Source organism: Amycolatopsis vancoresmycina, assembly GCF_000716785.1.
GTDB classification, from domain to species: Bacteria; Actinomycetota; Actinomycetes; order Mycobacteriales; family Pseudonocardiaceae; genus Amycolatopsis; species Amycolatopsis vancoresmycina.
The window spans coordinates 127,302-140,722 of the sequence record NZ_JNYY01000009.1 but is presented as its reverse complement, the minus strand read 5'-3'; the positions used below and the strand labels follow the sequence as shown (position 1 = coordinate 140,722).

The window sequence follows — 13,421 nt, the reverse complement described above, 5'->3', positions numbered from 1 at the left end:
CCCGATCGGGTACACCGCACGGTTTCCCGGTTTTTTCCCCTTCGCGTTCCCGCTCGCGTTCCCCCTGGTCCGGGCACCGTCGCCGCCGTCATCGAGCACCCAGCCCAGGAAGGCGGCGACATGAGCGAGGATCACGAGACACGGCCCGTGGTGTTCGTGGCGTACCTGCACGAATCCGCGCACCACAAGGACGCGGTCATGCGGTTCGCCGCGTTCCTCCGCGCCTGCGGGATCGACGCCCGGCTCGACCGCTGGTCGACCGGCGGCCGGCAGGACTGGTACCGGTGGGCCCTCGACCTCATCCCGCGGGCCGCCTTCGTGGTCGTCATCGCGTCGCCGCGGTGCCGGACCGTCGGCGACGGGCAGGGACCGCCGCTGGACAACATGGGCGGGCAGGCCGAGATGGCCCTGCTGCGGGAGCTCCTGCAGCGGGACCGCCCGAACTGGACGCGCAAGCTGCTCCCGGTCGTGCTGCCCGGCAGCACCTGGGCGGACATCCCGCTCTTCCTCCAGGGCCGGACCGCCGATCACTACCAGGTCGACGACCTGACGCCCGCGGCGGCCGAAGACCTGCTGCGGGTGATCACCGGCCAGCCGCCCTACCCGGCGCCGCCGCTGGGTCCCCTGATCGCCCTGCCGCCACGGGAATCCGGTTCTCACCTGACCGAGGGACACGAAACCGGTAACACGACCCCGGTAACGGCGCGATAACAAGACATCCGGACCGCACGCCCGACCGCAGGAGAACCCTTCACGTGGAAACCCAGTGCCGAGGACCGATCGACGTGACCCGCGTGGCCGGGTTCGACACCGGCACCGCCGACCCCGACGACCTCCGCCGGGCTGTGGCCGCGTCGCCCGGCTACACCCGGGCCGGGGCCGCGCACCAGGCCGCCCTGCTCGACATCGTGCTCGAGGTGGGCACCACCCCGAGACGCTGAAAACGCAAAATCGCCGCACCGTCGAAGGCGGTGCGGCGATTTCAGCGCCGGGTGGGACCGGTCCACTTGCGATGTCCGGTGGCCGGTCCCACCCGTGCCGGCGTCACACTGCGTCGCTGCGTGCCTGGGACACGGAACCGGAGTGTGCAGCTCGCTCCCTGTTCCGGGCACGCCTCACGACGTCCGCGTGGCGCCGGATCCCGCGCCCCGGCCGGCTTCCGCACACACAACGGGCAGCCGCAGCGCGGAGGCTCAGTGGCCCTGGTCCGTGCCGCCGTCGGCGAGGCCGCTCGACGCGCAGTTGTACGGGGACTCGCCCTCGGCCGAGTGCTCGCCCGGCGACAGGATCGGCACGCCGATGCCGTTGAGCGAGTCGTGGATCGGCACCTGGACGCCGAGCACGTTGATGTCGTTGCCGCACAGGCCGAGCGTGGCGTTGACGTTGTGCAGCACGTCGGTGTTGTTCAGGTTCAGCAGGCCGAGCTGGCCGGTGTGACCGCCGTGGTGGTGGTCGTGGCCGTCCGGCGTCCCGGCGGCCGCGACGCCACCGGCGAGGAAAGCACCGGCCGCCATGGCCGCCGTGACGAAACCAACCTTCTTCAGCATGAGTTCTCCTAGAATTGACGGTGCATCGGACAGGACGGCAGCGAGGGTGTGTGTTCTCCGTCCCGCGTGAGGAAAAGTTACTGAGGCAACCGTGGTGAATTCCACTTCGAACCACCATCGGGTGGGCACTGCAAGGCGCTGACCGCGTGTTCATTGGCCCGATCGGGTCAGCGCGTTTATCGGCCGGAAAGCGGTCACGCCATTCGCACACCCGTTCACGGCACAACCACCCGTGCAAAAGCGACGGCGCCGGAGCGGAAGCCGTATTCTCGGGACACGGATTTCGTTCCTCTGACCCCAGGAGCGGACATCCCGCTGGAGAACCGGCGAGGTTCGAACCCCTAGCCGAGCCCGCAGCCGGGCGACGCCCCACCTCGCCGGTTCCCAGATCCCTCGCGCACGTGGACGCACAGCGCCGCGCGCACCGCGCGTCCGGCGTCCGCATCGGGCAGTCCCGGCTCGGTGGCGCTGCCGAAGGCCACGACGACCACGGCGACGTCGCGGAGTTTCACGTTGCTCTGCTGCGAAACCGCGACCAGCACGGCGAACGCCTCCGCGGCGGAGCAGCCGCGCACCAGCATCACCATGCCCTTGGCCTGCTCGATCACGGCCCGGGACGACAACGCCTCGCGCAGCTGCGCGTTTTCGGCCACGAGGTCGGCGTCCCCCGCGCGGCCACCGTCGTGCTCCACTCGTCCAGGCCTTCTTTTCTGCAGCGAAAAGCCGCCGCGCGGAAAGTGCATCCACGCGGCGGCCTCCTCCCGGGGTCCGGTCAGCCGTGCTGAGCGGTCCCGCCGGCCACGTCGTGCGGCGCCAGGCCGAACTGGTCGTCCCGGTCGACCGGGTGCGCCGCGACGGCGGCTTCGGCCGCCGACGCCGCGGCCGCGGCGAATCCGAGTTGTCCGGTCACGGGACGGAACTCCTCCTGTGCCCGCCGGGGAACGGCGGAACTCCTGGCGCGCCGGGTGCTGGTCCGGCGATGGGGATCCGGCGGCGTTCCCGCCGCCGGGGGAACTCAGTGACCCTGGCTGGTGCCACCGTCGGCGAGCCCGCTCGAGGCGCAGTTGTACGGCGACTCACCGCTGGCTTCGCTCTCGCCCGGCGACAGGATCGGCACGCCGATGCCGTTCAGCGTGTCGTGCAGCGGAACCTGGACGCCGAGCACGTTGATGTCGTTGCCGCACACGCCGAGCGTGGCCTGGACGTTGTGCAGCGCGTCGGTGTTGTTCAGGTTCAGCAGGCCGACCTGGCCGGTGGAGTCGAACCCGTACGGCCCCTGGCGGTGGCCGTGGTCGTCGCCCGGCGTCCCCGCCGACGCGATCCCACCGGTGACCAATGCTCCGGCCGCCATGGCGACGGCGACGAAGCCCATTTTCTTCAGCATGAATTCTCCTCGATTGACAATTGCCACGGCGGCAGTCAAGGCGTGTTCCGCTTGGCAGCGAGAACGTACTGACGCATCCGGCGGCCGTTCCAGCCGGTTCACCGATCGTGTGGGGTCCGCGAACCCCTGACCGCGGTTCGTATAACTCGAACGGGTGGGCGGCCCGAATAGCCGCGAATCGGGCGCGCGGCCGGTCGAAGACCCGGCAAATCGTTATCACGCAACGTGTTCTGCCCACCGGGACACCGACGTACGTCACACCATCAGGTGGCTTCGGCCCCCCGTATCCATTTCGGAGCGTGACGAATTCCGAAACCCCATCCTTCGAAAGTGAACCCGCTTCGGCGTTCCTACGCTTTGCCGTGGGCACCTGGTACGCGGTGCGGGACGTGAGGAGTCGTTCGTGGTGGATTACGCCGTACTCGTGGCGTCCGCGGTGCTGTACGCGGCCGGGATCGTCGCGCAGAGCGTCGCGGCCCGGCGGGCCGGGAGCCGGCCGGGCGCGGGGCTGGGCCTGCTGGCCCGGCTGGCCGCCGACCGCCTGTACCTGCTGGGTTTCGCCGGGCAGGCCGGCGGGTTCGCGCTCGCGTTCTTCGCCCGCGCCTCCTTGCCGCTGTACCTGGTCCAGGCCGCGTCCTCGTCGGCGATCGGCCTGGCCACGGTGTTCGGCGTCGCCGTGCTCGGCTGGCGGATCCGCCCGGCGGAGGCGATGACGCTGGTGCTGCTGGCTTCCGGGCTCGTCGTGCTGGCCGGGTCGTCGGCGCCCTCGGTCGCCGCGGACCTGCCGTTCGCCGGGATCGCCGCGCTGGCGCTCGTCGTGCTCGGGACCGGGCTGGCGATGATCCCCGCGGGCCGCGCGGCCACGTTCCTGCCGGCCGCGGTCCTGTCCGGCGTCGCCTTCGCCGTCGTGGCGATCGCCAGCCGCACGCTGGCCCACCTCGATCTCCTGACCCTGCCGGCGAATCCGCTGACCTGGCTGATGCTCGCGGCGGCCGTGCTCGGCCAGGCGTCGATGGCGGTCGCGCTGCAGCGCGGCCCGGCGGCGGCCGTCGTGGCCACCGCCGACGCGACGACGATCGTGCTCGCGTCGGTCACCGGCATCGCCGTCCTCGGCGACCACGTCACCGGCGGCCGCGAGCCGTGGGTGGCCTTCGGGCTCGCCGTGGTGGTGAGCGGTGTCCTGCTGCTCGGCGTGCAGTCGCGCGCGGGGACGGCCGCCCTCGCCGGGGAAGCCGCGTGAACCCGCGGCCCCTCGCCAGCGTCTCGGTCGACCTCGACAACCTGTGGGCCTACCTCAAGACCCACGGCGATCCCGGCTGGCGCGACCACCCGAGCTTCCTGCCGTCCGCGGTACCGCGGCTGCTGGAGATCCTCGGCGAGCAGGGCCTCACGACGACGGTCTTCGCCGTGGGCGCCGACGTCGTGCGCGAAGACGGCGCCAAGGCGGTCGCCGAGATCGCCGCGGCCGGCCACGAGGTGGCCAACCACTCCTTCGGCCACGAACCCTGGCTGCACCGCTATTCCCGCGACCGCCTCGAAACCGAGCTGAGCCGGACCGAAGACGCGATCACCGCCGCGGGCGCGCCCCGGCCGAGCGGGTTCCGCGGCCCCGGCTACAGCGTCACCCGCGATCTGATCGAACTGCTCGCCGAACGCGGCTACGCCTACGACGCCAGCACCCTGCCGACGTGGATCGGCCCGCTGGCCCGCGCCTACCACAACCGCACGGTCAAGACGCCCGAAGCGGGCGCCGGCGAGCTGTTCGGCGGGGTCTCGCGGGTGCTGGCGCCGGTGCACGCCTACCGCTGGCGGACGGCCGAAGGCAGCGCCCTGGTGGAGCTGCCGGTGACGACGATGCCGCTGCTGCGCACGCCGATCCACGGCTCGTACCTGCTGCAGCTGCACGAGGTCTCACCGCGGCTGGCCCGCGGGTACTTCCGCGCGGCGCTGCGGCTCTGCCTCGCGCGCGGGGTGGCCCCCTCGCTGCTGCTGCACCCCACCGACGTCCTCGGCGCCGCCGACGCGCCCGGGATGGAGTTCTTCCCCGGCTTGGCGGCCGCGGGCGCGCGGAAGGTGGCCTGGCTCGGCTGGGTGCTTTCCGCGCTGCGCGAGCACTTCGACGTCGTCGGCACCGGGGAGTTCGTGCGGCGGACGGCCGTGCGCCGCACCCGTCCGGTGACCCGGCTGGACTCCGGGAGATGATCACCCACCCGGTCGTCCGGCCCGAGGTCCGCGGCACGGTCGTGCTGCAGGCGCTCGCCTGCGCGACCGTCGCGCTGGCGCCGGTCGAGGGCTACCTGACGGCCGTGCAGAGCCAGCTCGGGAAGGTCGCGCCCGCGTTGCTGACGCTGGCCTGGCTCGCGGTGCGGCTCCGGCGGCGGCAGCTGCCCCGCCCGACTCCGCTGCACGCGGTCCTCGCGCTCCTCGCCGTGGTGCTGGCGGCGACGGCCGCGCTGCACGCGGCGGGCCCGTTCACCGCGGAGTACACCGTGCGCTGGCTGCCGTTCCTGGTGGTCACGGCGGCGCTGGCGGACGTCGCGAGCCGCGAGGTGCCGATCCACTGGCTGCTGCTCGCCGCGGCCGCGGGCGCCACCGTCGCCGGGGCCGGGGCGCTGTTCAGCCTGATCGTCGGCGGCGAGGCCCGCGCGAGCGGCCCGCAGCCGGACCCGAACGACCTCGCCTACTTCCTCGTCGCGGCCGTCCCGCTGCTGGCCGCGCTGCACCGCCGGGGCCGGGGTGCGGTGCTGGCGGCCGCGGGCATCGTCCTGGTGGCCGGTGCGACGGCGACGTTCTCCCGCGGCGGCGGACTGGGCCTGGCCGCCGCGGCCGGCTGGCTGCTGCTGCGGCGCGTGCTGCCGTGGCGGGTGCTCGCCGCCGTCGCCGCGGCGGTCGCCGGGCTGGGCCTGGCCGCCCTGCTGTTCGCCGGGCCGCAGCTGAACCGGGCGCTGCAGGAGAAGAGCTTCATCGCCGCGTCCAATGTGGACACCCGGGAGCTGCGCTGGCAGGCGGCGGCCCGGATGCTGACCGCCCACCCGCTGCTCGGCGTCGGGCCCGGCGGGTTCCGCGAGCACTACGCCGCCGAGTCGCACGACGCCGAGGTCGACGAGCAGACCCCGGTGGCGCACAACATGTACCTCGAGGTCGCCGCGGAACTGGGCCTGCCCGGGTTCGCGCTGTTCGCCGGGGTGATCGGCACCGCCGCGGTGGCGAGCGAACGCACGGTCCGGCTGGCCGGGCCCGGGCCGCGGCGGACGGAGGCGGTGGCGATCCAGGCGTCGCTGCTGGCCGTCCTGGTCGCCTCGACGTTCCTGTCGGAGCAGTACTACCTGCCGTTGTGGTCGCTGGCCGCGCTCGCCGTCGCGGCCGAGGCCCGGGTTCGCCGAGAAGGAGAGGGAGGCGCCGATGCGGGTGCTGCACGTGATCAGTGAGATGGGGGCGGGCGGGGCGGAAACGCTCGTCGCCGGCATGGTGGGCCGCGGCGAGGAGTACGGCTGGGTGTCCGCGGTCGCCAGCGCCGGCGGGTTCCGCGCCGACGCGCTCGCCGCGGACGGCACCCCGGTGTTCCCGGTCCCGCTCGCGCGCCGCAGCAAGGCGGGCGTGCTGAAGGCGGCCTGGGCCACCCGCCGCGCCATCGCACGGTTCCGGCCCGACGTCGTGCTGGCCCACAACGTCGGCGCGAGCCTGGTGGCCCGCCTCGCGAGCCGTCGGCCGCTGTTCACGGTGTTCCACGGCGTCGCCGAGGCCGACTACCCCGCCGCCGCGCGGATCCTGCGGCGCACGTCCCGCCGGGTCGTCGCCGTCTCCCCCGCCACCGCGGACCTGCTCACCGCGGCGGGCCTGGACCGGCCGGTGGTGATCCGCAACGCCGTGTTCCCGCGGCCGCCGGTGTTCGGCCGCGCGGAGATCCGCGCGTCCCTCGGCGTCCCGGAGCGGACACCGGTCGCGCTCTGCCTGGCTCGGCTGGAACCGCAGAAGCGCCACGACGTGCTGCTGGACGCCTGGGCCGCGGTCGAGGGCGAGGCGGTGCTGTGGCTGGCCGGCGACGGCAGCCTGCGCGCGGAGCTCGAGCGCCGCAGCGAGGCGGTGGGCCGCCGGATCGAGTTCCTCGGCACCCGCGAGGACGTCCCGGACCTGCTCGCCGCGGCCGACGTCACGGTGCTGACCAGCGACTGGGAGGGCCTGCCGCTGGCGGTGCTGGAGTCGCTGGCGGCGGGGCGGCCGGTGGTCGCGACGGACGTCGGCGGGATCGCGGGGGTGCTGGCCGGCGGCGGCGGTCTCGTGGTGCCGCCGGGCGACCCGGCGGCGACGGCCGCGGCGCTGAACACGGTCCTGTTCGACGAAACGGCCCGGGAAACCCTTGCCGCCGAGGGACTTCGGACCGTCGAGCGCGACTACGACCCGCACACGCTGATGAAGTCCTACGACGAACTGCTCCGAGGTGCCCGATGAGATACCGCGTTCCGCGTACCGCCGTCCTCAGCGTCGCCGTGGCGCTGGTGGTGGGGGCGCTCGTCCTGCTGGTCGGCCTGACGCGCGGGGCCGAGTACCAGGGCCGGGTGAGCCTGCTGGCCACGCCGGCCGCGGCGGACGGTGCACCGTACGGCGAAGTCGTGTCGCTGGCGCTGCCGGCGCTGGTCGAGCTGGCCCGCAGCCCGTCGGTGCTGCAGGCGGCGGCCCCGGTGTCGGGACACCCGCCCGACGAACTGGCGGGCCAGGTGTCGGTCGAGCTGGTCCCGGCCTCGGGCCTCGCGCGGCTGTCGGTACGCGCGGCCACGGCGGAACAGGCGGCGGCGACCGCGACGGCGCTCGGGAAGGCGATGATCGACGCGGACCTGCTGGCCCCGGCGGCCAAGCTGCGCACGCTGGACCCGCGGCCCGAGGTGCTCACGCTGGCCCCGGACGCACCCCTGGTGCTGGGCCTGGCGCTGGTGGGCGCGGTCGCGGCCGGCCTCGCGACGGCGGCCGCCCGCCGCTTGACACCGGGCGGCGCGGGCCCGGGCCCGATCCGCCGTGCCCTGGCGGCGGCCGGGATCCAGCGTCCGGTGGCGGTGCTGCACGCGGAGGACCCGGCGGCCGCGGACCGGCTGGCGGTGCTGTGCCGGGCGGCCGGACGGCCGGTCCGGGTGCTGCCGGTGACACCGGAACTGACCGAGACGGCGGCGAAGCTGGCGGCGGGACTGCCGGAGGAGCGGGGCGCCGGCGCCTCGGTGGTGGCGGTGACGGCGGCAGGGCGGCAGCAGACCGACCTGACCGCGGCCGTGGGCGTGCTGCCGCCGGGCGCGGTGCTGGTGGCGGTGGTGCTGGCATGAGAGCGAGACAACGGACCACCCTCGCCGCCCTTCACCGGCTCGGCCACGGCTCCGCGGCAACACGCGTCCGGCCCGCACCCCGCCCACGCGGCGGTGGCATGCCCGCGAAGCAGCACACCTCCCCTCGCCCCGCCCGGCACGCGAAACGGCGACCGGCCCGCACCCGCGGGATGACCCCGAAACAGCGTCTCGTCTTCGTCCTCGCCCTCCTCGCCGGAGCCGCCAGCGCGTGGCACGCTCTCGCCCCCGCCTGGCAGGTCCCCCTCCCCACCCCCGCGAACCTCGGCGAGGAGCGGCTCCAGGACTTCCGCGACGCCCTCTACTTCCCCATCCGCGAATTCCTCGACGGCGGCAACCCCTACGACCCCGCGGCGATGTTCGCCCACTGGCCGGTCCGGCAGGACTTCAACCTCTACCAGCCGTACCACCTGCTGCTCCACGCCCCGTTCGCGCTGCCGGGCTACCGGGCAGGCGCCGTCGCCTTCAGCGTCGTCTCCCTGCTGTTGCTGGTCGCGCTGGCTGCGATGGCCGCGCACGCCGTCCGGCGGGTCACGGCGGTTCCGTTCGCCGTCGCCACCGCCGTCATCGCCGCGCTGCTCGTCACCAGCCAGGTCGGGAAGGCGCAGCTCTACGTCGGGCAGATCAACCCGCTGGTCGCCGTCGGCGCCGCCGGAGCCCTGCTGGCGCGGCGCGACCGGCCCGGCTGGGCCGCCGTCGCCCTCGCCCTCGCCTGGCTCAAACCCCAGTACGGTTTCCCGCTGGCCGTCCTGCTGTTCGCCCGCGGCTCGCGCCGGGTCGCGCTGACCGGGACCGCGATCGCCGCGGCCGCCAGCCTGCCCGTCGTCGTGCTCCTCGTCGTGCGGGGTGGCGGGATCGGGCCGTTCCTCGACGTCGTCGTCGCGAACCTCACCCACGCCCGCGGCACCGACTACGGTGCCGTCGATTCCCTGACCGCGCAGCGCATCGACGTCGCCGCCGTGTTCTTCCGCGTCACCGGCTGGGTGCCCGCCGGCCTCGAACTGGTGGTGCTGGCCGGGGTGCTCGCCGCGAGCGCGCTGCTCGCCCGGCGGCTCGCGGCGCCGCTCGCCGACCTCCTGACCTGCCTGGCCGTCGTGGTCTGCGTGGTGCACCAGCCCGGTGACGTGCTGATCGCCGTCCCCGCGATGGCCGCGGTGGCCGCGCTGTGGTGGCGGCGCCGGGCCGGACCCTGGTGGGGCGCGGGCGCCCTCGCGCTCGCCGTCCCGTTCGCGCATCTGTACACAGTGGACACCGCCATCACCGCGGCGCTGGGCGCGCGGACGGCGGTCACGGTCGACGGTGTCGCGGTGGTCCTTGCGTGGGGCCTCGCGGTCTTCGCCGCGGCGCGGCTGGTCCGGGTGCGGGCCGCGTGACACCGACACTCGGAAGCCGCGCGGTCCGCGGCTCGCTGTGGCTGGGCGTGGTCAACCTGGTCAGCAAGAGCAGCCAGATGCTGGTCACGCTGGTGCTGGCGGCGCTGCTCACCGAGGGGCAGCTCGGCGCCGTCGCGCTCGCGGTGGCGCTGGTGAACCTCGGCCAGGTCGTCCAGTCGATCGGGGTCTACGACGTCATCGGCCGCACCGAACGCGATCCGCGCCGGACGGCGGGCACGGTGCTCACGCTGAGCGTCGGCGCCGGGGCCGCGCTGGCCGTCGCGCTGGCGGCCTTGGCCGGCCCGCTCACGGCGGTGCTCGGCACTCCGGACGCCGCCGGCCTGGTCCGCCTGGCCGCGCTCGGCCTGCCGTTCTCGGCTGCGGGCGGCGTGCAGATGGGCCTGATGCACCGGGAACTGGACTTCCGGCGGCGGCTGCTGCCCGACGGCGGGAGCGCGGTGCTCGGCGCGGTGCTGACGGTCGTGCTCGCCGCGTGCGGCGCCGGGCCGCTGTCGCTGGTGCTCGGCCTGCTGGCGACGGCGGTGACGCAACCCCTGCTCGGCGCCCTGGCCGGCGGCGGCGTCCGGCCGCACTGGGACGCGGGCGCGGCGCGGGAAGTGCTGCGCTGGGTGGCCGTGGTGGGGCCGGCGGCGGTGGTGGGCGCGCTGCTGGTCAACCTCGACTACCTCGCGGTGGGGCACGCGCTCGGCCCGGACGCGGTCGGCGTGTACTCGCTCGCGTACCGGCTCGCCTGGGTGCCGTACATCATGGTGGCGGTCGTGCTGGGCGCGGTCGCGTTCCCGGTGTTCACGCGGTTGCGGCGCGAAGGCCGGCCGCTGGGCGGAGCGGTCACCCGGTTCACGCGCGCGGTGCTGGTGGTGACCGGCGGCCTGTACCTGGCGCTGGCGGTGCTGGCCGACCGGGTGGTGCTGCTGGGCGAGCGGTGGGCGGGCGCGGCGGGGCCGCTGGTGGTGCTGTCGGGCTACGGCGCCGGGATCTGCCTGCTGCAGATCTGGTACCAGGCGGTGAAGGCGACCGGCCACGTCCGCCGCTACCTGGCCCTTGAAACGACGCACCTGCTGCTGCTGGCGGCCGGCCTGGCGGCACTGACCCAGGCGGGCATCGAAGCGGTGGCGTGGGTCCAGTGCGGCGCGGCGTGGCTGGTGGTGCCGCTGGCGTGGCGGGTCCTGGCCGGGCTGGGCGTGGCGCCGACGGGCGCGGAGCTGGGCGCGACGGTGGTCCGAGTGCTGCTGGCGTGCGTGGCGGGCGCGGTCCCGGCGGTGGTGTCGGGGCGGTGGTTCGGGACGTCGCTGCCGGGTGTGGTGGCCGAGGCCGCGGTGCTCGTCGCCGGGTACGCCGGGGCGACGTTGCTGCTGCAGCGGGACGCGCTCGCGGAGCTGCGCCGGGGAGGTCTGCGGTGAAGATCGTCCACGTCACCCAGCCCGTCACCGCCGGGGTCGCCGTCGTCGTGCTGGAACTCGCCGTCGCGCAACGGGACCGTGGCTGGGACGTCGCCGTCGCCTGTCCGCCGTCCGGGTGGCTCGCCGAGCGCGCCCGGGAGCTCGGGATCGACGTCCGCGCCTGGCCCGCTCTCCGCGGCCCCGGACCGCGTTCGCTCGCCGAAGCCCTCCGGCTTTGCCGGCTCCTTCGCACCCTCGACCCGGATGTCGTGCACCTGCACAGCTCCAAGGCCGGCCTCGCCGGGCGGCTGGCCGTGCGCGGCCGCCGGCCGACCGTCTTCCAGCCGCACCTGTGGTCCTTCGAGACCGCCGACGGCCCCCTGCGCCGCGCCTCCGCCGCGTGGGAACGCTTCGCCTCGCGGTGGACCGACCTCGTCGTCTGCGTCAGCGACGACGAACTGGCCGCCGGGCGCGCCGCGGGGGTCACCGCCGAGGCCGAAGTGGTCTGCAACGGCGTCGACACCGCCCGCTTCCGCCCGGGCGACCGGGCCGCGGCGCGACGGCGGCTCGGCCTGCCCGAGCGGGCGCCCCTCGCCGTCTGCCTCGGCCGGCTCGCCGAGCTCAAGGGCCAGGACCAGCTGCTCTCCGCCTGGCCCGCGGTGCTGCGGCGGCTGCCGGACGCGCAGCTCGTCTTCGCCGGGGACGGCCCGATGGGTCCCGTCTGGCGCGACCGGCACCCGGTCGCGGGCCACGCCTCCGTGCGGTGGCCGGGCCACACCGACGACCCGGCCGCCTGGTACACCGCCGCGGACGTCGTGGTCCTCCCCTCCCGCGCCGAGGGCATGGCGCTGGTGCCGCTGGAGGCGATGGCGTGCGCGCGGCCGGTCGTCGCGTTCGACGTCGGCGGGATGCGGCAGAGCGTCGCGGACGCCGGCGCCGTGCTGCCGCCCGGTGACCTCGCCCGCCTCGCCGACGCCGTCGCCGCGCGCCTCGCCGACCCCGGGCTCGCCCGGCGCGAAGGCGAACGCGGCCGCCGCCGCGTGGAACTGTCCTTCGACCGCGGCCGGATGACCGACCAGGTCGCCGCCCTCGTCGACAAACTCACCCCGCCGGAGCGCCGCCCGTGACCCGCATCGCCTTTCTGCTCACCCAGGACCGGGGCGGCCCGGTCGACGTCACCGTGCGGCTGGCCGCGACGCTGGCCGCCGACGGCCTCGACGTCCGCGTCTTCGGCCCGGTGCCGGCGCGTGGATCGTCCACACTGGACGGACTGCACGAGGAAATCGCGGTCGCCGACAAGGAAGACTTCGCGGCGGCGGGCCGGGCGCGGGCGGCGATCCGGGCGTGGCGGCCCGACGTCGTGCACGCGCAGGACCGGCGCGCGGGCCTGGTGATCGCCGGCCTGCGGTTCGGCCGCGGCCCCCGGCCCGCACTGGTCCAGACCTACCACGGCGTGCCCGACGACGTCGCGGAGCCGTGGTTCCGCGGCGACCGCGGCGCGGCCGGGCCGTCGGCGTACACGCGGACCGTGCTGGCGGCGGACGCGCTGGTCGCCCGCGTGCTGGACCGCACGGTCGTGCCCGCCGAGGCGATGGGGACGTTCCTGCGCCGCCGCCTGCGGGTGCCCGCCGGCCGGCTGGCGCACATCGACAACTGCGTCTCCCCCGCCGAGCCGGAGCCACCGCGCGCGCCCGTGCGGCACCTCGTCTTCGCCGGGCTCCTGGTGGAGCGCAAGGGCATTCTCGACCTGCTGGCCGCGCTGGCCCTGCCGGGCGTGCTGCCGCCGGACGCCCGGCTGACCGTGGTCGGCGACGGCCCCCAGCGCGCCGACGCGGAGCGGGCGGCGCAGCGGCTGGCCGGGCGCGTGACGTTCCTCGGCTTCCGGCCGGACGTCCCCGCCCTGCTCGCCGCGGCGGACGCCCTGGTCCTGCCGTCCACAATGGAGCAGCAGCCGCTGGTGGTGGCCGAGGCGATGGCCGCGGGCAAGCCGGTGCTGGCCACGGCCACCGGCGGCGTCCCGGCGATGCTCGACGTCCCGGGCGCACCGGCGTTCCTGACCCCACCGGGCGACGTCCCGGCCTTGGCCGACCGGCTACGGGCCCTGTTCGCCGAGCCGGACCCGGGCCGCCTGGGCCGCCTCCTCGCCGAGCGCGCCCGCACCCGCTACCGCCCGGAACCCTGCGCCCGCCGCCACCTGGCCCTGTACGACCAGCTGACCGGAGCGCGCCGCCCCGCCCATCACCCGTGATGCCCCTCCAATCACGCATGATGCCCCGCCAGTCACACGTGATGCCCCTTCGATCACCGGGTTCGACGCGATCCGAGCCGGAACTCGCGTGACTGAACGCGGAACTCGCGTGATCGGAAGGGCATCTCGCGTGATTGGGGAG

General features: G+C 75.1%; 15 protein-coding genes. 11 read left to right on the top strand and 4 right to left on the bottom strand.

Translation table 11 applies throughout. From position 1 onward, the window contains the following. Positions 1–120: 120 nt before the first annotated feature. Positions 121–711 carry an SEFIR domain-containing protein gene (locus OO60_RS23210; protein WP_004562858.1) on the top strand — a complete coding sequence of 197 codons (591 nt, stop codon included), beginning with the start codon at positions 121–123 and terminating at the stop codon, positions 709–711. Positions 712–785: 74 nt separating this feature from the next. Continuing rightward, positions 786–941 carry a hypothetical protein gene (locus tag OO60_RS23205; protein WP_004562860.1) on the top strand — a complete coding sequence of 52 codons (156 nt, stop codon included), beginning with the start codon at positions 786–788 and terminating at the stop codon, positions 939–941. A 252-nt stretch (positions 942–1,193) separates the two neighbouring features. Here the strand turns inward: OO60_RS23205 and OO60_RS23200 are convergent, their stop codons facing one another. From OO60_RS23200 to OO60_RS23190, 4 genes are all read right to left on the bottom strand, one after another. Next, positions 1,194–1,547: a hypothetical protein gene (locus OO60_RS23200; RefSeq protein ID WP_004562862.1), complete on the bottom strand. Its 354-nt coding sequence runs from the start codon at positions 1,545–1,547 to the stop codon at positions 1,194–1,196. 341 nt (positions 1,548–1,888) lie between these two features. Continuing rightward, a complete protein-coding gene (locus OO60_RS23195) occupies positions 1,889–2,239 on the bottom strand; it encodes an ANTAR domain-containing protein (RefSeq protein ID WP_004562864.1) in 351 nt (116 codons plus the stop codon). An 80-nt stretch (positions 2,240–2,319) separates the two neighbouring features. Continuing rightward, a complete protein-coding gene (locus OO60_RS46530) occupies positions 2,320–2,457 on the bottom strand; it encodes a hypothetical protein (protein ID WP_155849083.1) in 138 nt (45 codons plus the stop codon). Between the two features lie 105 nt (positions 2,458–2,562). Further along, positions 2,563–2,931, bottom strand: coding sequence for a hypothetical protein (locus OO60_RS23190; protein WP_004562865.1), 369 nt, complete (start codon positions 2,929–2,931; stop codon positions 2,563–2,565). 403 nt (positions 2,932–3,334) lie between these two features. Here OO60_RS23190 and OO60_RS23185 point away from each other — a divergent pair, with 403 nt between their 5' ends. From OO60_RS23185 to OO60_RS23145, 9 genes are all read left to right on the top strand, one after another. Continuing rightward, entirely contained in the window at positions 3,335–4,171 is an 837-nt protein-coding gene (locus OO60_RS23185; protein WP_033262081.1) for a DMT family protein, read from the top strand. Next, positions 4,168–5,133, top strand: coding sequence for a polysaccharide deacetylase family protein (locus OO60_RS23180; RefSeq protein WP_004562868.1), 966 nt, complete (start codon positions 4,168–4,170; stop codon positions 5,131–5,133). Before OO60_RS23185 ends, OO60_RS23180 begins: the two co-directional genes overlap by 4 nt. Beyond that, entirely contained in the window at positions 5,130–6,359 is a 1,230-nt protein-coding gene (locus OO60_RS23175; protein ID WP_033262080.1) for an O-antigen ligase family protein, read from the top strand. Before OO60_RS23180 ends, OO60_RS23175 begins: the two co-directional genes overlap by 4 nt. Further along, on the top strand, positions 6,334–7,380 hold the full coding sequence (locus tag OO60_RS23170; RefSeq protein WP_051767742.1) for a glycosyltransferase: 1,047 nt from the start codon (positions 6,334–6,336) through the stop codon (positions 7,378–7,380). Before OO60_RS23175 ends, OO60_RS23170 begins: the two co-directional genes overlap by 26 nt. After that, positions 7,377–8,240, top strand: a complete 864-nt coding sequence (locus OO60_RS23165) for a hypothetical protein (RefSeq protein WP_033262079.1) — start codon at positions 7,377–7,379, stop codon at positions 8,238–8,240. The genes OO60_RS23170 and OO60_RS23165 overlap by 4 nt, the downstream gene beginning before the upstream one ends. Before the next feature lie 98 nt (positions 8,241–8,338). After that, positions 8,339–9,631 carry a glycosyltransferase 87 family protein gene (locus OO60_RS23160; RefSeq protein ID WP_244885565.1) on the top strand — a complete coding sequence of 431 codons (1,293 nt, stop codon included), beginning with the start codon at positions 8,339–8,341 and terminating at the stop codon, positions 9,629–9,631. Beyond that, on the top strand, positions 9,628–11,052 hold the full coding sequence (locus OO60_RS23155; RefSeq protein WP_244885564.1) for an oligosaccharide flippase family protein: 1,425 nt from the start codon (positions 9,628–9,630) through the stop codon (positions 11,050–11,052). Before OO60_RS23160 ends, OO60_RS23155 begins: the two co-directional genes overlap by 4 nt. Continuing rightward, the gene (locus OO60_RS23150; RefSeq protein WP_033262077.1) at positions 11,049–12,158 is read left to right on the top strand and encodes a glycosyltransferase; all 1,110 of its coding nucleotides are present in this window, start codon (positions 11,049–11,051) and stop codon (positions 12,156–12,158) included. Before OO60_RS23155 ends, OO60_RS23150 begins: the two co-directional genes overlap by 4 nt. Next, the gene (locus tag OO60_RS23145) at positions 12,155–13,279 is read left to right on the top strand and encodes a glycosyltransferase family 4 protein (protein WP_033262076.1); all 1,125 of its coding nucleotides are present in this window, start codon (positions 12,155–12,157) and stop codon (positions 13,277–13,279) included. The genes OO60_RS23150 and OO60_RS23145 overlap by 4 nt, the downstream gene beginning before the upstream one ends. The last annotated feature ends 142 nt before the right edge of the window (positions 13,280–13,421 follow it).